Origin of the sequence: Pseudomonas sp. B37(2017), from assembly GCF_002112885.1 — a bacterium.
GTDB lineage: Bacteria > Pseudomonadota > Gammaproteobacteria > Pseudomonadales > Pseudomonadaceae > Aquipseudomonas > Aquipseudomonas paraglycinae.
In genome coordinates this window covers 847,278-868,242 of record NZ_NEIX01000001.1, presented here as the reverse complement: position 1 = coordinate 868,242, position 20,965 = coordinate 847,278, and the positions used below count along the sequence as shown (strand labels likewise).

The following is a 20,965-nucleotide window of genomic DNA, read 5'->3' as shown; positions in this document are numbered from 1 at the left end:
GCGCTCCTCATGCGAATTCTTATTTGACGGCGCCGAACGACAGGCCGCGCACCAGTTGTTTCTGGCTGATCCAGCCAAAGATCAGGATCGGCGCGCAGGCCAGGGTCGAGACAGCCGACAACTTGGCCCAGAACAATCCTTCAGGGCTTGAGTAGGAGGCGATCAGCGCGGTCAGTGGCGCGGCTTTGGACGAGGTCAGGTTCAGCGACCAGAACGCCTCGTTCCAGCACAGGATCAGCGACAGCAGCACGGTCGACGCGAGGCCGCCCTTGGCGATCGGCAGCAGCACGCGGAGCATTTCCTGGGCGAGGGTGGCGCCGTCGAGGCGGGCGGCTTCGAGGATGTCTTTGGGGATGTCCTTGAAGTAGGTGTAAACCATCCAGACCACGATCGGCAGGTTGATCAGCGTGTAGATCACGATCAGCGCGATGCGCGTGTCGAGCAGGCCGAAACTCTTGGCCAGCAGGTAGATCGGCATCAGCACGCCCACCGGCGGCAGCATCTTGGTGGAAAGCATCCACAGCAGCGTGCCCTTGGTGCGTTGGGTTTCGTAGAACGCCATCGAGTAGGCCGCCGGCACCGCAATCAGCAGGCACAGAGCCGTGGCGCTGAAGGAAATCACCACCGAGTTCCAGGCGAAACTGAAGTAATCACTGCGCTCGTTGATGTGCAGGTAATTCTCCAGCGTCGGCGTGAAGATGAACTGCGGCGGCGTGGCGAAGGCGTCGATTTCGGTCTTGAAACTGGTCAGCACCATCCAGAAGATCGGGAAGAAAATGATGATCGCGATGGCCCAGGCCAGCGTGCCGAGCAGCAGGCTTTGCAGCCGGCGGGATTGTTGAAGAGTCATGGCAGGCCTCAGGCTTTGTCAGTCAGGTTTTTGCCGATCATCCGCACCAGAATGATCGCGGCGATGTTGGCGATGACCACGGCGATCAGGCCGCCGGCCGAGGCCATGCCGACGTCGAACTGCACCAGCGCCTGGTTGTAGATCAGGTAGGCGAGGTTGGTCGACGCGTAGCCGGGGCCGCCGTTGGTGGTGGTGAAAATTTCGGCGAACACCGACAGCAGGAAGATGGTTTCAATCATCACGACCACGGCAATCGGTCGCGCCAGGTGCGGCAGGGTCAAGTGCCAGAAGATCGCGATCGGGCCGGCGCCGTCGAGGCGGGCGGCTTCTTTCTGTTCCTGGTCGAGGGACTGCATGGCAGTCATCAGAATCAGGATCGCGAAGGGCAGCCATTGCCACGACACAATGATGATGATCGACAGCAGCGGGTAGTGAGCGAGCCAGTCCACCGGTTGCGCGCCGAACAGTTTCCAGATGTAGGCGAGGATCCCGGACACCGGGTGGAAGATCAGGTTCTTCCAGATCAAAGCGCCGACCGTGGGCATGATGAAGAACGGCGAAATCAGCATCACCCGCACGATGCCGCGACCGAAGAACTCGCTGGCCTCCAGCAGCGCACTGATCAATACGCCGAACACCACGCTGATCAGCAGCACGCTGCCCACCAGCAGCAAAGTGTTGGTGGCGCCGGGCATGAAGCCGGAGTCGGTCAGGAAGTAGGTGAAGTTTTCCAGCCCGACGAATTCGTTGGTGCCCGGGTCGAGCAGGTTATAGCGGATCATCGAGAAATAGACGGTCATGCCCAGCGGCACGATCATCCACAGCAGCAACAGGGCCACCGAAGGGCTGACCAGAAACCAGCCGGGATTGGCCACACGGCTTTTGCGCCGGGGCTGCGACAGGTCGATGTGGGCTTTGGCAGTTGAAGTATTCATGGTGATCACAACCGTTTTAAAAGGCAGACTCGATCCACTGTGGGAGCGAGCCTGCTCGCGATGAGGGTGGTCCATCCGCCACATTTATTGAGACCGGATTACCGCTATCGCGAGCAGGCTCGCTCCCACATGGAAATGCGCAGGATTACTTCGGATAACCCGCGCGCTTCATCTCGCGTTCGGTGGTTTGCTGGGCGGCGGTCAAAGCCTGGTCGACCGTGGTCTGGCCGATCAGCGCCGCCGAGAACAGCTTGCCGACCTGGGTGCCCACGCCTTGGAATTCAGGAATGGTCACCAGTTGGATGCCGATGTAAGGCACAGGTTTGAGGGTCGGTTTGCTCGGATCAGCCGCTTTCAGCGACTCCAGAGTGACCTTGGCAAACGGCGCAGCGCTCATGTACGCGTCGCTGTAGGTCGAGGCGCGGGTGCCCGGCGGAACGTTGGCGATGCCGTCGGTCTTGGCGACCAATTCGCCGTATTCCTTGGAAGTGGCCCAGGCGCTGAACTCTTTGGCGGCGTCCTTGGCCTTGGAACTGGTCGGAATCGCCAGCGCCCACGAGTACAGCCACGCCGAACCTTTGTCGGTGACCTGATGCGGCGCGTAGGTGAAGCCGACATGATCGGCGACCTTGCTTTGGGTCTTGTCGGTGACGAACGAGCCGGCGACGCTGGCATCGACCCACATCGCGCACTTGCCACTGTTGAACAGGGCGAGGTTTTCGTTGAAACCGTTGCTGGATGCACCGGGCGGACCGGATTTTTTCATGGTGTCGACGTAGAAGTTCAGCGCGTTTTTCCATTCCGGACCGTTGAATTCCGGTTTCCACTGCTCATCGAACCAGCGCGCACCATAGGCGTTGGCCACGGTGGTGATCAGCGCGATGTTTTCACCCCAGCCGGCTTTGCCGCGCAGGCAGATGCCGTACTGTTCCTTGTCCTTGTTGGTGAGTTTTTCGGCGAAGCCGGCGATCTGTTCCCAGGTCGGACGCTCCGGCATGGTCAGGCCGGCGTCCTTGAACAGGTCGGTGCGGTAATAGGTGATCGAGCTTTCGGCGTAGAACGGCAGGGCGTACAGCGAACCCTTGACCGACAGGCCTTCGCGCACCGACGGGAACACATCGTCGAGAGCGTAATTGGCCGGCAGATCCTTCATCGGTTCGAGCCAGCCTTTTGCACCCCAGAGTGCGGCTTCGTACATGCCGATGGTCAACACGTCGAACTGACCGCCCTGGGTGGCGATGTCGGTGGTCAGGCGCTGACGCAGGACGTTTTCTTCCAGCACCACCCAATTGAGCTTGATGTCCGGATGCTCGGTCTCGAAGGTTTTCGAGAGCTTTTGCATGCGGATCATGTCGCTGTTGTTGACGGTGGCGATGGTCAGGGTCTGGGCGCCAAGGCTGACGCTGCTGAGGGTCATGCAGGTGAGGGCCAGCAGAGCTTTTGCAGTGGGTTGCATCGTGCACTCCTTTTCTGCACCCGGCGGGGGCAGAAGGACAGTTATTGTTTTTGTGTTCTTCCGGCAGGGGAAGAATGTGCACTGATTACAGCCTTCTAACGCAGGGCTGACAAATCATCCCTAGCACTTGAATCGATACTTTTTTGCACTCGGGATTGGCGTGATAAACGCAGGGAAGGGCGTTTCAGCAGGGCGGCAGCCATGAATCCGTACAGGTTTTACCCGGTCAGCCGTGGTTTTGCTCGGTCAGGCGCTGCACCACCAGCCGCCGATAATGCGACGGCGTCATGCCTTTGAGCTGCTGAAAGCGCCGATTGAAATTGGAAATATTGTTGAAGCCCGACTCGAAACACACCTCGGTCACCGGTTTGTCGCCGTCCGCCAGCAGTTCGCAGGATTTGCTGATGCGCAGACGATTGACGAATTCGATGAAATTGCGCCCGGTGGCCTGCTTGAACACTCGGCTGAAATACGTCGGCTTCATGCCCAGATGTTCGGCGACTTCCTCCAGCGGCAATTCGCGAGCGTAGTGGGCGAAGATGTAATCCACCGCCCGGTTGGTGCGGTCGATGTTGTGCTCGTCCGCCAGTTGCGGGGTGGTTGCGCCGGACAGGAGTTGGTAGTCGTCGGTGGCGGCCAGCAATTCCATCAGGATGAAAAAGTGCCCGAGACGGGTGATGCCCTTGGTATCGGCGATCTTCTGCAGCAGGTTCGTCGCTTGGCGAATGGTGCGCGGGCAGCGGAACTCAATGCCGTATTGCGCACGCTCCAGCAGCGGTGCCAGGGTCTTCAGCTCGGCGAACACCTGATGACCGCTTTCGAACAGCTCATCGGTGAAGTTGACCAGCATGTCGCGCTTCTCGACCACTTCGTCTTCGGCCACCTGGCTGATCCAGTTATGCGGCAGATTGGGGCCGGTCAGGAACAGCGTCTGCGGGTAGAAATTGCCGATGTAGTCGCCGATGAACACCTTGCCCGAACTGGCCACGATCAGGTGCAGTTCGTATTCCTTGTGAAAGTGCCAGCGCACCAGCGGGCAGGGGAAACCGTGCTGGCGATAGATGATGGACAACCCGTTGTGGTCATCCATCAGTTCATAAGAGGGGTCGGTGACGCGGGCTGTTCGGCTCATGATCGGGCGCTTTTTTTGTTATCGCCCGGCGATCATGCCTCTTGTCGCGCCGGTTGCGCCAGTTTCCATTGCGGCTCAGCGCGAGCGTTGGCCGGCCTTGAGCACGTTGGCGACCCGGCAAAACTCCATCAGGTCGGACTCTTCCATGAAGTCGACGTTAATGATGTTGCACTTCAATGCCCAATCACTTTTATCCAGATCGAACCAATCGTTAAGCGAACCATGGATATCGACGGGACCGCCCAGCGCGGTGTAACTGGTGGCGGACAGGGACCAGGGTCTCCAGCTGCCTGGCGGATTTTGCAGAACACGCTCAATGAACTTCTTCAACTCACCGGGGCTGGTGATGCCGTTTCCGGACCATTGATGATCGATATGGCTGTGGAATAACTTGTGGTCCAGTTGCCAGTGCGAGATGGCTGCAGCAAAAACCCGTTGTGTCTTGTTGACTTGCTTGAGGTCTCCAAGGCTGAGGGACTGATTGTTGCGCGGGATCATGCGATGCCCCAGATACTGCACCATCAGTTTGTTGAAGCGTTCGTAATCGAAGTTGTCACCGTCCAGGCTGTGAAAATCCAGAACAATGAACTCGTCGGGGTTGTTTTCAAGAAAAGTATTGATGTCTACCACCAGATTTCCCAACGTTCGGGAGTTTCGATGGCCATTGTGGTGCATGACGAATTTCTCCAGGCCTTCGGCCTTGGCGTTATAGGTCAGGCGAATGTCGAGCGCCCGGGCCCCATGATCCAGCTGCGCATGAAAACTGTCATGCTGACACGCCAGCCAGTGCCGCGGAGGGCCTAAAAGCGGGTAGGAGGCGCTCCAGTCACTGCCTGCGTTGTGAGTGCCGGGCAACGTCAGTTCGCTGATGTTCAGCGAGTCAATGGCGGGGGTCGTCCCCATCCAGTTGGAAGTGCTCATGATTATATCCTGCATAATTTATTGAATAAGAATGGCGTCTTGTTGAATATTCCACGACGCCACTTGCAGGATGTTTATAAGGTTTAAGCGTTTGGCTGGCTATTCGAGGAGTGATGCAAGTTGTTGGGTATTGTATTTATAGTTTTCCAGAGCATTTATTTGTTCTGGTTTTTGGCCTCGATCCACTGAGCCATATATTGCGTGCTCTTGTGTGAATGATGTCGCAACATGCTTCCGGTAAAATTTTTACGTCTTAGTTGGGTAATGTTGTCTCGGCACTCCAGCAGTTTATTGATCAGTGCCGGCCCATGAATGGCTTGCGGATAAACATTCTTGAGTAGCGCGTACCCCTGAGACTGGGCCGCATGCCAACGGGCTTCGTCGCGATACAGTTCCACCGCGGCATTGGCCAGTTCCTGCGCCGTACGGCAAACAGCGCCCGGCCAAGGCTGGTCGGTGTGCATACCCTCGGCGCCGATGGGCGTGGTGATACTCGGCGTGCCGCAGAGCATCGCATCAATCAATTTGCCCTTGATTCCGGCGCCAAAACGCAAGGGCGCCAGGCAGATACGCGCATCGGACATGACCTGCAACGCATCCTCGGCCCAGTTCATGATGTGAAAACCCTGGGCGGCGTTGTGCAAGGCCGCTGCCTTGGGCGGCGTGTAGGCGCCGTAGAGGTGCAGTTGGGCTTTTGGCAGTTGCTCGCGAATCAGCGGCCAGACGGTGGATTTCATCCACAACACGGCGTCCCAGTTCGGCGCGTGACGGAAGTTGCCGATACTGAGGAAATGCGCACGTTCCTCGAAGGGTTTCGCTGGCGTGCTCGGTGGCTCGACCATCAAGGGGCACCAGTGCAACAGTTCGGGTGGCAATTTGAACTGCTGCACCAGCAACTCGATTTCCACCTGCGAGATCATAAGGTTCAGGTCGCAGCGATACAGTGCGGCAATCTCGCGTTTGGCCAGATCGGTGTCCGCCATCAGCTCGAACTCTTCAGCCAGCGCCGGAGCAAACAGCTCAGCGAAGTCGTTGGCGTCATCGCTGGACTTCAGCCGGTCCTTCAGCCGCTGATGCCGCGCATGTCGCAGGCTTTGCAGATCCGAGGTTTCCAGAACGCGCAGGGCGTTTGGGCAGTGCTTCTCGACGCGCCAGCCGAACTGTTCTTCGATCATGAACTGGTCGAACAGCACGATATCCGGGGCGAGTTCGCTGATGAAGATGTCGAAGCTGCTGTTATTCAGTTCGATCGGGACTTCGCGAATGCCCAGAGCAGTCAGATCGGCGCGATGTTCACCGGTGCCGGCCGGGCTGGCAAAGGTGATTTGCCAGCCCTGTTGCAGGAACGTCTCGAGAATCTGCATCACATGCCCGCTCGCGGCGGAGGAGCGGGGTTCCGGCCAGACGTAACCAATGACGAGGACTTTGGTTGCGGGCTGACTCATGAGAAACGGTTCCTGGGACGAATTGACGGAAAAAAGGCGCGCGGATTAGACCATAACCCACGTGTCGAGTGATCCGTTTTTATCGGGTGTACGTCGGGCAAGTCCGAACGAGAAAGCCACTGGCAGGGCGCGTGACAGCTCTACTCAGGCATCGTCGTCTCGTGCTCAGGATTGCTCTAGAACGGATTTGACCTTGTCACGCAATTGATCAATGGAAAACGGCTTGCCGATCACATGCATGTCCGCCGGCACTTCAATCGTCTCGGCGTAACCGCTGGCAAACAGAATCGGCAGACCAGCGCGAATATTGCGGGCCTCAGTGGCCAGCTGACGGCCGTCCATGATCGGCAGGCCGACGTCGGTCATCATCAGGTCGATGTGCTGGTTCACGTCCTTGAGGATTTCCAGCGCCTGTTCGCTGCCGTCCGCTTCCAGGACCTTGAACTCCAATTCCTCCAGCACGTCGACGATCAGCATGCGCACGATGGCGTCGTCTTCTACTACAAGGATGGTGGACGCAGTGCTGGACATAGTGGCGGCTCTCAAGAATGGGTAAAGGGGCGCCGGTCGATCAAAAATGCCGGGCTCTTGCATGAGTAAGTGGCGCATAGCCACAAGTTCCCGGATGGATACAAAAAAGCATAGGCGCAAACGGGCGGGCAAGGATAACCGTTGGCCTGGGATTCGGCGTAGGCAATTGTGGGAAAACAGTACTAAAACTGTGAGAAAAATGGATCCATGCCGCCGTTTTGGGGCAAACTCCCTGGTTTTCAACAGTTCGACAAGGCTGCCACATGTCCTCTCCGTCTTCGGTTGATGAGCAACGGTTTCGCAAACTCCTGAGCCGCAACGTCAGTTTGCCGTTGGGCGTCGGCGTCGTCAGTGCCGTGTTCTTCATTTCGCTGATCACTTATCTGTTGTCCGTGATCCAGTGGGTGGAGCACACCGACCGGGTGATCAATAACGCCAACGAAGCGGTGAAACTCACCGTGGATCTTGAAACCGGCATGCGCGGGTTTCTGCTCAGTGGCGACGAGCATTTCCTCGACCCTTACGAAACGGCCAAGCCGCGCATCGCCGTGGCGCTGAGCACCTTGCTCGAACTGACTGCCGACAATCCGGCGCAGACCGATCGCCTGCGTCGACTTCAGGCGCTGCAAACCGAGTGGGCGACGTATGCGCAATCGATGATCGATCTGCAACGGGCCAGTGGCGATTACAAGTCGGCGGTCAAAGCGGGGAAGGGCAAGCGCCTGACCGACGAAATACGTAAACAGTTCGAAGATGTGATTGAAACCGAACAGTTGCTGCGCGCCTCACGCAACGAAGACGTGCGCCGCACCACGATTTGGAGTATCAGCCTTTATCTGCTGTTCGTGGCGGGCATCAGCGGTCTGCTGGCCTATGTAGGCCGGCGCGATCTGCTCACCCTGTCCCAAAGTTATGGCGCGACCCTGGCGGCACAAGAAGCCAGTGCCCATCGTCTGGAGCAGCAAGCCTGGCTGCGCAACGGGCAGACCCAGCTTGCCGAGCAGGTCTTGGGGCAACTGACGCTCAACCTGCTGGGACGCAACATTCTGCAGTTCTGCGCCCAGTACCTTGGCACCGCTGTGGCCGCGCTCTATGTACGCGAAGAACATGGCGGCCTCAAGCGCGTGGCGACTTATGGGTTCTCTCGCGAGCAGGAGCAACAGGATCAATCGATCTACAGCGATGAAGGCCTTGTCGGTCAGGTTGCCCAGCAGGCGCGGCTGATTCGTCTGGACTCGGTACCATCCGACTATTTCAAGGTCAGTTCCGGTCTGGGCGAAGGCCTGCCGCACAGCGTGCTGGTGGTGCCGACCAGCGATGACGATCGGGTCAACGGCGTGATCGAACTGGGTTTCCTGCGGCCGCTTACCGACCGCGATGTTGCACTGCTGGAGCTGATCGCCGGCAACATCGGCACCTCCATCGAAGCGGCGCGTTATCGCCAGCGTTTGCAGGAAGTACTGGCCGAAACCCAGCAACTTAACGAAGAGTTGCAGGTACAACAGGAAGAGCTGAAAACCGCCAACGAAGAGCTGGAAGAACAGTCGCGGATCCTCAAGGAATCCCAGGCGCATCTGGAAACCCAGCAAGTCGAGCTGGAACAGACCAACGAGCAACTGGCCGAACAGGCCCAGACCCTCGCCGAGCAGCGCGACGCCATGGACCAGAAAAACACCGAGCTCAATCAGGCCCAGGTGCAGCTCGAAGAACGCGCCGAAGAGCTGCAGCGTTCGAGCAAGTACAAGTCCGAGTTCCTGGCCAACATGTCCCACGAGCTGCGGACGCCGCTGAACAGCTCCTTGATCCTGGCCAAGCTGCTGGCGGAAAACCCGCAGGACAACCTCAGCGCCGAACAGGTCAAGTTTGCCGAGTCGATCTATTCCGCCGGCAACGATCTACTGAACCTGATCAACGACATTCTCGACATTTCCAAGGTGGAAGCCGGCAAACTCGAAGTGATGCCGGAAAACACCAGTGTCGCGCGCCTGGCCGACGGCCTGCGCAGCGTGTTCGAACCGTTGGCGGCGGACAAGAAACTGACCTTCAACGTCGAATTGCAGCCTGATGCGCCGATCACTCTGTTTACCGATCGCCAGCGTCTGGAACAGGTAATCAAGAACCTTCTGTCCAACGCGGTGAAATTCACAGAACAGGGCACCGTCAGCCTGACCATCGCCGGCCAGCCGGACGATCGCATCGCCTTCATCGTGCGCGACTCGGGTATCGGCATCGCGCAGGATCAGCAGGAAAGTATTTTCGAAGCCTTCCGTCAGGCCGACGGCACCACCAACCGCAAATACGGCGGCACCGGATTGGGCCTGTCGATCTCGCGGGATCTGGCAACGTTGCTGGGCGGTTCGATCAGCGTCAGCAGCGCGCCGGGGCAGGGCAGTGCCTTCACGCTGGTGTTGCCGCAGCAATACAGCGAGCCGGGCGACACGCCGGTTGTGCCGCTGACCTTCAGCCCGCCGGCTTCTACGCCGGTCATCGCGCCTGTCGCAGCGGTTTCGCCTCTGGCGCCTGTCGACATCCCGCGTTTCAACGATGACCGCAACAAGGCACCGTTCGCTACCCGTTGCATTCTGGTGGTGGAAGACGAGCCGAATTTCGCTCACATCCTTTACGACCTGGCTCACGAACTGGGTTATCAGTGCCTGGTCGCCCACGGTGCCGATGAAGGTTATGACCTGGCGAAAGAGTTCGTGCCGGACGCGATCCTGCTGGACATGCGCCTGCCGGACCATTCGGGCCTGACCGTTCTGCAACGCTTGAAAGAACACGCCGAAACCCGGCACATCCCGGTGCACGTGATTTCCGTGGAAGACCGCGTCGAAGCGGCAATGCACATGGGCGCCATCGGTTATGCGGTCAAGCCGACCACCCGCGAAGAGCTCAAGGACGTGTTCGCCCGTCTTGAAGCCAAGCTGACCCAAAAGGTCAAACGCGTGCTGCTGGTCGAGGACGACGATCTGCAACGGGAAAGCATCGCCCGACTGATCGGCGACGACGACATCGAAATCACCGCTGTGGGCCTGGCGCAGGACGCGCTGGAGCTGCTGCGCACGACGATCTTCGATTGCATGGTCATCGACCTGAAGCTGCCGGACATGCTCGGCAACGACCTGCTCAAACGCATGTCCACCGAGGACATCTGCTCGTTCCCGCCAGTGATCGTCTACACCGGACGCAATCTGACCCGCGACGAAGAGGCCGATCTGCGCAAGTATTCGCGCTCGATCATCATCAAGGGCGCGCGCTCGCCGGAACGTCTGCTGGACGAGGTCACACTCTTTCTGCACAAAGTCGAATCGCAGTTGTCCCATGAACGGCAGAAGATGCTCAAGACCGCCCGCAGTCGCGACAAGGTCTTCGAAGGTCGCAAAGTTCTGCTGGTGGACGACGATGTGCGCAACATCTTCGCCCTGACCAGCGCGCTGGAAACCAAGGGTGCAGTCGTGGTGATCGGCCGTAACGGTCGTGAAGCGATTGAAAAACTGAATGAAGTCGAGGACATCGACCTGGTGCTGATGGACGTGATGATGCCGGAAATGGATGGTTTTGAAGCCACCATGGAAATCCGCAAGGATCCGCGCTGGCGCAAGCTGCCGATCATCGCGGTGACGGCCAAGGCCATGAAGGACGATCAGGAGCGCTGCCTGCAGGCGGGCGCCAATGATTACCTGGCCAAGCCCATCGACCTGGATCGCCTGTTCTCGCTGATTCGCGTGTGGTTACCGAAGATGGAACGCATTTAGTGGAACGTAGTAATCCCGTTGAACGAAACAGTGAAATCGAACTGCGGTTGCTGATCGAGGCGATTTACCTCAAGTACAGCTATGACTTTCGCGATTACTCCGGCGCCTCGATCAAGCGCCGGGTGCAACATGCGTTGAGTCAGTTCGAGTGCGCGACCATCTCGGCCTTGCAGGAGAAAGTCCTGCACGACCCGACGGCGTTCATGCAGTTGCTGCAATTGCTGACTATCCCGGTCAGCGAGATGTTCCGCGATCCGTCGCACTTCCTGGCGATCCGTCAGGAGGTGGTGCCGCTGCTCAAGACCTATCCGTCGATCAAGATCTGGATCGCCGGCTGCAGCACAGGCGAGGAGGTCTACTCGATGGCGATCCTGCTGCGCGAAGAGGGCCTGCTCGACCGCACGATCATCTACGCCACAGACATCAACCCGCGCTCGCTGGACAAGGCCAAGCAGGGGATCTTTTCGATGGAGAACGTGCGTGCCTACACCGCCAATTATCAGCAGGCCGGCGGTCAGCGCTCGTTCGCCGACTACTACACTGCAGCCTATGGCTACGCGATTTTCGACAAGAGCCTGTGCGAGAACGTGACCTTCGCCGATCACAGCCTGGCGACCGATAGTGTATTCTCCGAAACTCAATTAATTTCGTGTCGTAACGTGTTGATTTACTTCAACAAAAAACTTCAGGATCGGGCGTTTGGATTGTTCCATGAATCGTTGTGCCACCGTGGATTCCTGGTACTGGGCAGCAAGGAAACTCTGGATTTTTCCGGCTATTCCAACCAGTTCGAACCGCTGGTGAAACAAGAACGGATCTACCGCAAATCATGAACAGTGCAGCGGATTTGCCTCGTGTCGAGGCGATTGTGGTCGGAGCTTCCGCCGGTGGCGTCGAAGCTTTGTTGACGATGCTCGGTTCACTGCGGGCCGGGTTCGGGCTGCCGATCATCATCGTTCTGCATCTGCCGGAAGAGCGCCGCAGTCAGCTCGCCGATGTGTTCGCCCGCCGATTGGCGCTGCCGGTGGCAGAAGCCATCGACAAACAGGACATCACGCCCGGCACTGTTTATTTCGCGACGCCGGGTTATCACCTGTCGGTAGAGCAGGATTTCAGCCTGTCGCTGAGCCTTGAAGACCGTCTGCATCACTCGCGGCCTTCAATCGATTTTCTGTTCGAATCCGCCGCCGATGCCTACGGGCCGGCGCTGGCCGCCGTGTTGCTGACCGGCGCCAACCACGATGGCGCGCGGGGCCTGGCGCAGGTCAAACGCCAGGGCGGGCTGACCATCGTGCAAGACCCGGACGAGGCGCAGGTCGCGACCATGCCCCGGGCGGCGCTGAAGACGCATCAACCGGATTACATACTTCCCATCCACGGCATCGGCCGTCTGCTTGTCGAGCTGGAACGAATCGCATGCTGAGTAATATCCAGGCAAAACTGCTGATCGTCGACGATCTGCCCGAGAACCTGCTGGCCCTCGAAGCGCTGATCAAACGCGAAGACCGCACCGTCTACAAAGCGCTGTCGGCGGACGAAGCGCTGTCGCTGCTGCTGCAACACGAATTCGCCATGGCCATCCTCGACGTGCAGATGCCTGGCATGAACGGCTTCGAGCTGGCCGAGCTGATGCGCGGCACCGAGAAAACCAAGAACATCCCGATCATCTTCGTCAGCGCTGCCGGCCGTGAACTCAATTACGCGTTCAAGGGCTATGAAAGCGGCGCGGTGGATTTCCTGCACAAACCGCTGGATATCCACGCGGTGAAGAGCAAGGTCAACGTCTTCGTCGACCTGTACCGCCAGAGCAAGGCGATGAAGCAACAGGTCGAAGCCCTCGAGCAGAGCCGTCGCGAACAGGAAGCGCTGTTGCAGCAACTGCAAAGCACCCAGGGCGAACTGGAGCAGGCGGTGCGCATGCGTGACGACTTCATGTCGATCGTCGCCCACGAAGTGCGCACGCCGCTCAACGGCCTTATCCTCGAAACCCAACTGCGCAAGATGCACCTGGCCCGGGACAACGCCGCCGCTTTCACCCTCGACAAGATGCACGCCATGGTCGACCGCGACGAGCGCCAGATCAAAAGCCTGATCCGCCTGATCGAGGACATGCTCGACGTGTCGCGGATCCGCACCGGCAAGCTGTCGATCCGACCGAGTCGCTTCGATCTCGCGCAACTGGTGGGCACTCTACTGGAGAATTTCGCCCAGCAGATCGAAGCCGCCGAGACCGAAGTCAGCTTCACCGCGACCGAGCCGGTGGAAGGGCAGTGGGACGAATTCCGTATCGAGCAGGTGGTGTCGAACCTGCTGACCAACGCGTTGCGTTATGGCGGCAAAAGTCCGATCCAGGTACGGGTTTATCGCGAAGGCAATGAAGCCCGGGTCGAAGTTCAGGATCAGGGCATCGGCATCAGCGAGGAGAACCAGAAACGCATTTTTCAACAGTTCGAACGGGTCTCTGCCAAGACGGTGGTGGCCGGCCTCGGGCTGGGTCTGTTCATTTCCGAGCAGATCGTCGCCGCCCATGGCGGCTCCATCGTCGTCGAAAGCAAGATCAACGAGGGCGCCCTGTTTCGCGTTTGTCTGCCGCTCCAGGAAAACGGCAAAACAAACGCAACCTCTGAGTGACCACACGGTCGTATCAGCAGCTATTGACCGAACAAAGGCTTCCCATGAGCGTAGATGCACAAGATGTAGTACTCGTCGTCGAGGACGAACCGGTGATCCTGATGGTCCTGACCGATTATTTGTCAGGCCAGGGCTATCGCGTATTGCAGGCCGAAAACGGCGAGCAGGCGTTCGAGATTCTGGCGAGCAAGCCGCATCTGGACATGTTGATTACTGATTTCCGCCTGCCTGGCGGGATCTCCGGCGTGCAGATCGCCGAGCCCGCCGTCAAGTTGCGCCCTGATCTGAAGGTGATCTTCATCAGTGGTTATCCGCAGGAAATCCGCGAGACCGGCAGCCCTATTACCCGTCGGGCGCCGATCCTGGAAAAACCGTTCGATCTGGATGTGTTGCAGGAGAAGATTCAGGAATTGCTGGCCTGAGGCGTTAACCGCCTCAGCTCTTGATCATTTCCCGCACCTTCGCCGTCAACAGATCGAAGGTGAACGGCTTGGTGATCATCTGCATGCCAGGATCCAGGAAGCCGCCGCGCACCGCCGCGTGTTCGGCATAACCTGTGATGAACAGGACCTTCAGGTCTGGCCGGTATTGCCGGCCGATTTCCGCCAGTTGCCGTCCGTTCATGCCCGGCAGGCCGACGTCGCTGATCAGCAGATCGATGCGTTGCTCCGAATCCAGAATCGGCATGGCACCGTCAGCATCGCCGGCTTCGACAAACCCGTAACCCAATTCACTCAATACCGCGCTGACCAGCACGCGCACGGCCGGGTCGTCTTCGACGATCAAGACGGTTTCGCCTTCCACGGCGTTCGGCGCCTGCTCCGTGTCCGCTGGCGCGTGAGGCAGTGATTCGCCCTGGAAGCGCGGCAGATAGAGTTTGACCGTGGTGCCCTCGTCGATTTTGCTGTCGATCGACACATGACCACCGGATTGCTTGCTGAACCCATAGATCATCGAAAGGCCCAACCCGGTGCCCTGGCCGATTGGCTTGGTGGTGAAAAACGGGTCGAACGCGCGATTGATCACGCTCTCCGGCATGCCGCAACCATTGTCGGTCACGCTCAATACGACGTAATCACCGGACTCAAGATTGCTATAGGTCGCGGTGTAGTCGCGATCCAGCACCTGATTGCCCGTCTCGACCACCAGATTGCCGCCGTCGGGCATCGCGTCGCGTGCGTTGATCACCAGGTTGAGCAGGGCGCTTTCCAGTTGGTTGGGGTCGGCCTCGGCCACCCACAATTGTTCGTGCAGGCGCATGTCCAGTTGAATGCTTTCGTTGAGGCTGCGTTGCAGCAGTTCGCCCATCGACTGCACCAGCTCGTTCATCTGCACGGCTTTGGAGTCCAGCGACTGGCGACGGGAGAACGCCAGCAACCGATGGGTCAGGCCGGCGGCGCGGTTGGCCGAAGTCACACCGAGGTCGATCAGGCTGTCGAGATCATCCAGGCGGCCACGGGCCAACCGACGGCGTAGCAATTCAAGACTGCCGATGATGCCGGTCAGCATGTTGTTGAAGTCGTGGGCGATACCGCCGGTGAGCTGGCCGACCGCTTCCATCTTCTGCGACTGGCGCAGGGCTTCTTCGTTGTGCCGTAGTTGCGCTGTGCGTTCTTCGACTTGCTGCTCGAGGGTTTCGAGGGTCGATTGCAGGCGTCGCTCGCTATTGCTCAGATCGATCAGGCGGTCGCGGGCCTCGTACTGTCGTCGTCGCCCGCGCAGGGCGGTGGAAATCAGGCTGACCAACGTTGCCGGATGAAAAGGGCGCTCAAGGAACGTCACGTTGCCCAGTAATTTGCTGAGCTGCGACGAAGGTCCTTGTCCGGATCCGCCGTGATGGGTGAGCAAGACAATTGGCAAGTCCGACCACGCCGGTTGTTGCTCCAGATACAGCAGCAGGCCTTCGAGTTCCGGACCATTCAGGGCCTCGGCCGCGATCAGCAGCAGCCCGGCGCCGGGTTCAAGTTCGGTGCACAGGGTGGCCAGATCGGGCGTGATCAGGCCACCGTAGCCGGCCTCGTTGAGGATCATCAGCGCAACCTGGCTGTCGCGACCCAGGGGCGCAAGGATCAGCGCCCGTTCCGACAGCGGTACGGTGACGGTCACAAGTTGTCATCCTTGAGCAGCGGGTTACTCGCGCCGAGGTAGGTGGGGACTCCGCGCAGCACACCCTGGAAGGCTTCCAGCGGTTCACCGATGGTCATGCCTTGCTTGGAAATGCGGTATTCACGAATGGTCGATTCATGGCTGCCGGTACGTTTCTTGATGATCGAAATCGCCCGGCGTACCTTGCCGAGGGCTTCGAAATAACGCAGCAGAATCACTGTGTCGGCGAGGTAGGTAATGTCTACCGGGGCCTGCATGTCGCCGACCAGTCCATGCTGGGCGACGGTCATGAACGTCGCGGCGCCCTTGCGGTTCAGGTACAGCAACAGTTCGTGCATGTGCAATACCAGCGCGTTCTCTTCCGGCATCGCGGCCTGATAGCCGTTGATGCTGTCGATCACAACGGTCTTGATGTCACCTTCATCGACGCAGCGTCGCACCCGGTGGGAAAACTCGCCAGGAGAAAGCTCGGCAGCATCCACCTGTTCGATCAGCAGATTGCCGGTGGCCTGCAGGGCCTTGAGGTCGATGCCAATGTTATTCATGCGCTCGAACAGCAGGCCCAGTTCTTCGTCGAAAATGAACAGCGCGGCCTTTTCACCACGCGCCACGGCGGCTGCCGCGAAAATCATGGTGATCAAGGATTTGCCGGTCCCCGCCGGACCCAGAATCAGCGTGCTGGAGCCGGTTTCGATACCGCCGCCGAGCAGGGCGTCCATTTCCTTGATGCCGCTGGACAGTTGCAGCCGTGGGTAATCGCCCCGGTGCTCGGCCGCCACCAGGCGCGGGAAGACGTGCACGCCATCGCCCATGATGGTGAAGTCATGGAAGCCTCCGCGGTATTTCTGGCCTCGGTACTTAATCACCCGCACGCGACGGCGTTCGGCGCCATAGTTGGGGGTCAGTTCTTCGAGGCGGATCACGCCGTGCGCGACACTGTGCACGGTTTTGTCGAGGGATTCGGTGGTCAGGTCGTCCAGCAGCAATACCGTGGCGTCGTAGCGCACGAAATAATGCTTGATCGCCAGGATCTGTCGACGGTAGCGCAGGGAGCTTTGCGCCAGCAGGCGGATTTCCGAGAGGCTGTCGAGCACAACCCGCGTGGGTTTGAACCGCTCGACCACTTCGAAAATCTGCTTGGTCGCTTCGCCCAGTTCAAGATCCGAGGAGTACAGAAGGCTCTGATGATGCTCGGCGTTGAGCAGGCTTTCGGGCGGCGTCAGCTCGAAAATTTCGATGTTTTCGTTCAGTTCCCAACCGTGGGACGCCGCGCCCTGGCGCAATTCGCGCTCGGTTTCGGACAGCGTGATGTACAACGAACGTTCGCCGGCACGGGCGCCGGCCAGCAAAAAATGCAACGCGACTGTGGTTTTACCGGTTCCAGGCTCGCCCTCCAGCAAGAAAACATGACTGCGGGACAAACCACCAGCCAGGATATCGTCGAGACCCTCGATGCCGGTGGCGGCTTTTGCACTGATCAACGCGTTCGATGTAGACAAAAAATGCCCTCTCATGACTAGGGGAAACGCGGCAGCGGGCGCCGGACGCCGTTTTGGCACTGCCTGTTTACTTGACCTTTTGCCGTGGCGACGGTTCCGATTTTCTTGCGGGATGTCGAGAAGGCCGCTAGAGGCCTTGCTGCAAAGAGGGATCGTCCGGGTTCATCTGTTCGAGCTGCGCCAGCAGAATCTGCACGTTCTGCAACTGACCGCTTTCTTTCCAGTAGTTGATCAGCAACACCCGCGCCTTACGATCGGCAGGATGACGCTGGACGATTTCCTGCAACTGCTTTTGCGCCGCTTCCAGTTCTTCGGCGCTGTGCAGGGTCGTGGCGAGGTCGTAGCGATAGTCCTTGTTATCGGGCTCGAGCTCCACGGCTTTGGACAAACCGAGCAGGGCGTACTCGCGTTGATCGTGATGCAGCAGCCAGAGGCCCAGCGCGTGTTGCAGATAAGCCGAATCGGGTTGGGCCTTCAATTGTCGGGCGAGCAATTGCCGCGCGGCATCGCTCTGGCCTTGGCGGTCGAGTACTTCGATCTGCATCACCAGCGCCGGCAAGTTGCCCGGGTCGAGGCGCAGGGTTTGTTCCAGCGCTTCCTGTGCCTGTTTCAGTTCGGCGTTGTGCAGATACAGGCGCGCCAGTTGCGCATAATTGGCGGCGCTTTCCGGCTGGGCCTTCAGCGCCTGTTCCCACACGTCGATGCCTTGCTGGAGCGGCGCGAAATACAGGCCCAGTTGATCCGGAGACAAGCCGAGCAGGGCGTTGATCGCGGCGAAGCGGACGGTCTGATCTTCATCGTCGAGCAACGGACCCAGCAGCAGGCTGCGCTGCCCGCCCGGCACCAGGCCGGTCACGCTTTTGATTGCTGCCAGCCGTACATCCGGCGACTCGTTTTGCAGATCGGCGTCCGCCAGCTTCAAGGCCTGCGGGCTTGGGTAATTGGGCAACTCGGCATGCAGCCAGACACGCCGTTTGACCGACAGATCCGGACGCCCCAGTTGCTGATACAAAACCCGCGCGGCACCCGGTTGGCCAGCCCGAGCGGCGGCCAGCGCTTCGCTGTACCCATGTTTGATCGCTTCCGGTACTACGGGCGCGGTACTGCGCAATGACAGCCAGGCCACGAAGAGGACCAGCACAAGGCCGAGGCTGATGAGCAAATAGCGGCGAGACTGAGGCATGCGAATTTCCGAAACTTTCGTTTTGTAGCGGAGGTCGCAAGCTTCTGTCAGCTCGCGCCGTGAGTCAAACCCTCTGCCCGATATGGCCTACTACAGGCGTTGAATCGACCTACAACTCGTGTCGACCCTGTTCGCCGTCATGCCCTCCATGCAGTGTCTACGCTTTCAGAAGTTGTTTCGAAGAGGCTACCCATGCAATCCCTGCTTATTTATTTCAAGGCGGTGATCCACCCCAGCCAGGCCGTGCTGCTGTTTGGTTTGCGCACCATTGCCGCCGGATTGCTGACCTTGTATCTGGCGTTCCTGTTCGATCTGGATCAACCGAAGTGGTCGATCATGGCCGTCGTTATCATCAGCCAGCCACTGGCCGGGATGGCGCTGGCACGCAGCTTCGGGCAAATCATCGGCACGACCCTCGGTGCGGCGGTGGCGGTGCTGCTGATGGCGATTTTCCCCCAGGCGCCGTTGCCGTTCATCACGACTCTGGCGCTATGGCTGGCCCTGTGCACGGCTGGCGGCACGTTGTTGCGTTACACCAGCTCCCAGGCGTTCGTGCTTAGCGGGTATACCGCCGTGGTGGTGGCGCTATTGGCGATTCCGGATCAGGACGGCACCTTTCTGCTGGCGGTCACCCGGGTTACCGAAACCTTGCTGGCGGTGGCGTGCGTATGCGTGGTCAGCCTGCTGACGGCGCGGCCAGAGGCGGTATCGCGCAACTATTTCGCGAAGGTTGATCAGGTGATCAAGCTCGCCGCCACCCATGCCGCCGCGGTGCTTCGCACCGAAGAAAGCGACGCGGACTTTCAGCGCCGTCAAATGCAGCTGCTGGGGGAAATCAGCGCCCTTGAAGGGCTGCGCCGGCATTTGTATTTCGATGCTCCGCGCCTGCGCAGTGCGAACAATCTGGTGCTGTTGCTGGGCAATCAGCTGATGCTGCTGACTTCGCGCCTGACCGCTTTGCGCCACCAGCGGGAATTGCTCACCGAGCGCTGGGAGGGCGATCTGCCGCTGGACATCCAGCAATTGCGCGCCGAGGAGCTGGCACTTCTTGATCAGCTCGCACAGCAAGGGCGCTCATTGCCGGCCGAGGTTCGGCACCAGTTCATCGCGCTGCAACAGCAATTCGAAGCGCTCGCCTACAAGGCCGAACAACTGACGGAAGACATGAGTGCAACCCTGCGCTCGCTGGCCTGGGCATTGCGCTGGGAACAGGCGCGGCTGTTGCAGCAGCTGGAGCAGATTCTCGAACTGAGCGACGCGATACAGGAAGGGCGGGAGGCCAGCTGCATGTTCCGTGGCCAGTCCAGCCCCTTGCACCTGGATTTTACCCTCGCGACGATGAACGCCATCCGCGCCTTCAGCGCGTTGCTGGTGGCCGGGTTGATCTGGATCGAAACCGCTTGGGACGGCGCGCGGGGCGGGATGATTCTGGTGGGGATTCTGTGTTCGTTGATGGCGACATTTCCACGTCCTTTAATTGCCGCGCAGAGTTACGCCCGAGGGCTGGGACTGGCCTTGTTGGTGTCGGCGTTCTATCAATTCATGCTGGTTCCGGCGATCAGCGATTTCGAAATGTTGGCCTTGTTGCTCGCGCCTTTGCTGTATGTGATCGCGGTCGGACTGTCCAGCCCGGCCACTGCCGGTATCGGAATGGGGCTGGGGCTGTCGAGTTTCCTGATGCTCGGTCCGCAGAACGTCGGCACCGGGCAGAACACCGCCATTCAATGGTTCGAATTCGCCGGAGCCTATGTCAGTGCAGCGATGCTGGCTCTGATTGTCTATGCCTGGATCTTCCCGTTCCGCCCGGCCTTTCGAATCAGGCGCTTTTATAACGAGGCGCGGGAGCAGGTCTACCAACTGACCAAGAGTCCGGCCACCGATGAGCAGCAATTCGCCTTCGAAAGTCGAATGGTCGATCGCCTGACCTCGATGCTGGGCGTGCTGCCGGCCGCCAATGATCGGGATATGCAGCGTTTGTATGAAATCAGTCTCGCCTGTGTAGCGCTGGGCGTGGCCATGCACCAGCTCAGGCAACAGGCACAGAACAATACTCTGCTCACTGACGCATTCGGTCGGCAGCTGTCGACGGCATTGCGTCAGACCGGCCGTTTCGTCGCCGGCCGACCGGACGTGCGCCTGACACCGTTGCTGACTACGCTGCATGCGCTCGGCGATGAGCTGGATGCCTTGCATGTCGCCACCCATGAGCACTTGTGGTCGGTGTTTCGCATGCGTGTGGCCCTGTTGATCGTGGTGTCGTTTCTGGAGCGACATGGCGAGCATTTGCAGCCCAACCGTCCTGAAGGAGAACCCGTCCTTGCCCATTGATTTCGAGATCGGCGGCGTTTACCTGCCACCCATCGCCCAGGCTTTGTTACTGGCCATACCGGTTTTTCTGCTGCTCGACTGGGGTTTGCGCCGGCTTGGCGTCCTGCGTTTTGTCTGGCACGAGGCGCTGTTCGAAGGCGCCTTGTACGCCTGTGTATGCGCCGCATTGATATTGCTGATGGGAGCCTGAAAC

At 59.3% G+C, this 20,965-nt stretch carries 17 protein-coding genes; 7 read left to right on the top strand and 10 right to left on the bottom strand.

Going from position 1 to position 20,965, the window contains the following annotated elements; genetic code table 11:
• Window positions 1-19: 19 nt before the first annotated feature.
• The 7 genes from CAF90_RS03915 to CAF90_RS03885 form a co-directional block, all read right to left on the bottom strand.
• Window positions 20-850 carry a carbohydrate ABC transporter permease gene (locus CAF90_RS03915; RefSeq protein ID WP_007957423.1) on the bottom strand — a complete coding sequence of 277 codons (831 nt, stop codon included), beginning with the start codon at window positions 848-850 and terminating at the stop codon, window positions 20-22.
• An 8-nt stretch (window positions 851-858) separates the two neighbouring features.
• Complete coding sequence (locus tag CAF90_RS03910; protein ID WP_039768250.1) at window positions 859-1,785, bottom strand: carbohydrate ABC transporter permease; 927 nt, start codon at window positions 1,783-1,785, stop codon at window positions 859-861.
• A 145-nt stretch (window positions 1,786-1,930) separates the two neighbouring features.
• On the bottom strand, window positions 1,931-3,241 hold the full coding sequence (locus CAF90_RS03905) for a sugar ABC transporter substrate-binding protein (protein WP_085603835.1): 1,311 nt from the start codon (window positions 3,239-3,241) through the stop codon (window positions 1,931-1,933).
• Between the two features lie 226 nt (window positions 3,242-3,467).
• Window positions 3,468-4,373, bottom strand: coding sequence for an AraC family transcriptional regulator (locus tag CAF90_RS03900; protein WP_085603832.1), 906 nt, complete (start codon window positions 4,371-4,373; stop codon window positions 3,468-3,470).
• A gap of 75 nt (window positions 4,374-4,448) precedes the next feature.
• Entirely contained in the window at window positions 4,449-5,294 is an 846-nt protein-coding gene (locus tag CAF90_RS03895) for a phospholipase (RefSeq protein WP_085603829.1), read from the bottom strand.
• A 155-nt stretch (window positions 5,295-5,449) separates the two neighbouring features.
• Window positions 5,450-6,739, bottom strand: a complete 1,290-nt coding sequence (locus CAF90_RS03890) for a glycosyltransferase (RefSeq protein ID WP_085603826.1) — start codon at window positions 6,737-6,739, stop codon at window positions 5,450-5,452.
• Between the two features lie 165 nt (window positions 6,740-6,904).
• Window positions 6,905-7,270: a response regulator gene (locus CAF90_RS03885; RefSeq protein WP_085603823.1), complete on the bottom strand. Its 366-nt coding sequence runs from the start codon at window positions 7,268-7,270 to the stop codon at window positions 6,905-6,907.
• A 263-nt stretch (window positions 7,271-7,533) separates the two neighbouring features.
• Between CAF90_RS03885 and CAF90_RS03880 the strand changes: the two genes are divergently transcribed.
• Genes CAF90_RS03880 through CAF90_RS03860 form a run of 5 tightly spaced genes read left to right on the top strand, consistent with a single transcriptional unit; the run spans window position 7,534 to window position 14,078 of the window.
• Complete coding sequence (locus CAF90_RS03880) at window positions 7,534-11,025, top strand: response regulator (protein WP_085603820.1); 3,492 nt, start codon at window positions 7,534-7,536, stop codon at window positions 11,023-11,025.
• Entirely contained in the window at window positions 11,025-11,858 is an 834-nt protein-coding gene (locus CAF90_RS03875) for a protein-glutamate O-methyltransferase CheR (RefSeq protein WP_085603817.1), read from the top strand. Before CAF90_RS03880 ends, CAF90_RS03875 begins: the two co-directional genes overlap by 1 nt.
• A complete protein-coding gene (locus CAF90_RS03870) occupies window positions 11,855-12,448 on the top strand; it encodes a chemotaxis protein CheB (RefSeq protein WP_085603814.1) in 594 nt (197 codons plus the stop codon). The genes CAF90_RS03875 and CAF90_RS03870 overlap by 4 nt, the downstream gene beginning before the upstream one ends.
• A complete protein-coding gene (locus CAF90_RS03865) occupies window positions 12,442-13,656 on the top strand; it encodes a hybrid sensor histidine kinase/response regulator (protein WP_085603811.1) in 1,215 nt (404 codons plus the stop codon). The genes CAF90_RS03870 and CAF90_RS03865 overlap by 7 nt, the downstream gene beginning before the upstream one ends.
• Before the next feature lie 44 nt (window positions 13,657-13,700).
• Window positions 13,701-14,078, top strand: coding sequence for a response regulator (locus CAF90_RS03860; RefSeq protein ID WP_007954537.1), 378 nt, complete (start codon window positions 13,701-13,703; stop codon window positions 14,076-14,078).
• Window positions 14,079-14,091: 13 nt separating this feature from the next.
• On the opposite strand, the gene CAF90_RS03855 is transcribed toward CAF90_RS03860, so the two are convergent.
• The 3 genes from CAF90_RS03855 to CAF90_RS03845 form a co-directional block, all read right to left on the bottom strand.
• Window positions 14,092-15,762, bottom strand: a complete 1,671-nt coding sequence (locus tag CAF90_RS03855) for an ATP-binding protein (protein ID WP_085603808.1) — start codon at window positions 15,760-15,762, stop codon at window positions 14,092-14,094.
• The gene (locus CAF90_RS03850; protein WP_085603805.1) at window positions 15,759-17,261 is read right to left on the bottom strand and encodes an ATPase domain-containing protein; all 1,503 of its coding nucleotides are present in this window, start codon (window positions 17,259-17,261) and stop codon (window positions 15,759-15,761) included. Before CAF90_RS03850 ends, CAF90_RS03855 begins: the two co-directional genes overlap by 4 nt.
• A gap of 127 nt (window positions 17,262-17,388) precedes the next feature.
• Window positions 17,389-18,444 carry a tetratricopeptide repeat protein gene (locus CAF90_RS03845; protein ID WP_085603802.1) on the bottom strand — a complete coding sequence of 352 codons (1,056 nt, stop codon included), beginning with the start codon at window positions 18,442-18,444 and terminating at the stop codon, window positions 17,389-17,391.
• 192 nt (window positions 18,445-18,636) lie between these two features.
• On the opposite strand from CAF90_RS03845, the gene CAF90_RS03840 reads away from it, so the two are divergent.
• Together CAF90_RS03840 and CAF90_RS03835 are read left to right on the top strand one after the other, a co-directional pair.
• The gene (locus tag CAF90_RS03840; protein WP_085603800.1) at window positions 18,637-20,772 is read left to right on the top strand and encodes an FUSC family protein; all 2,136 of its coding nucleotides are present in this window, start codon (window positions 18,637-18,639) and stop codon (window positions 20,770-20,772) included.
• Entirely contained in the window at window positions 20,762-20,962 is a 201-nt protein-coding gene (locus CAF90_RS03835; protein ID WP_039768281.1) for a DUF1656 domain-containing protein, read from the top strand. The genes CAF90_RS03840 and CAF90_RS03835 overlap by 11 nt, the downstream gene beginning before the upstream one ends.
• Window positions 20,963-20,965 lie beyond the last annotated feature (3 nt).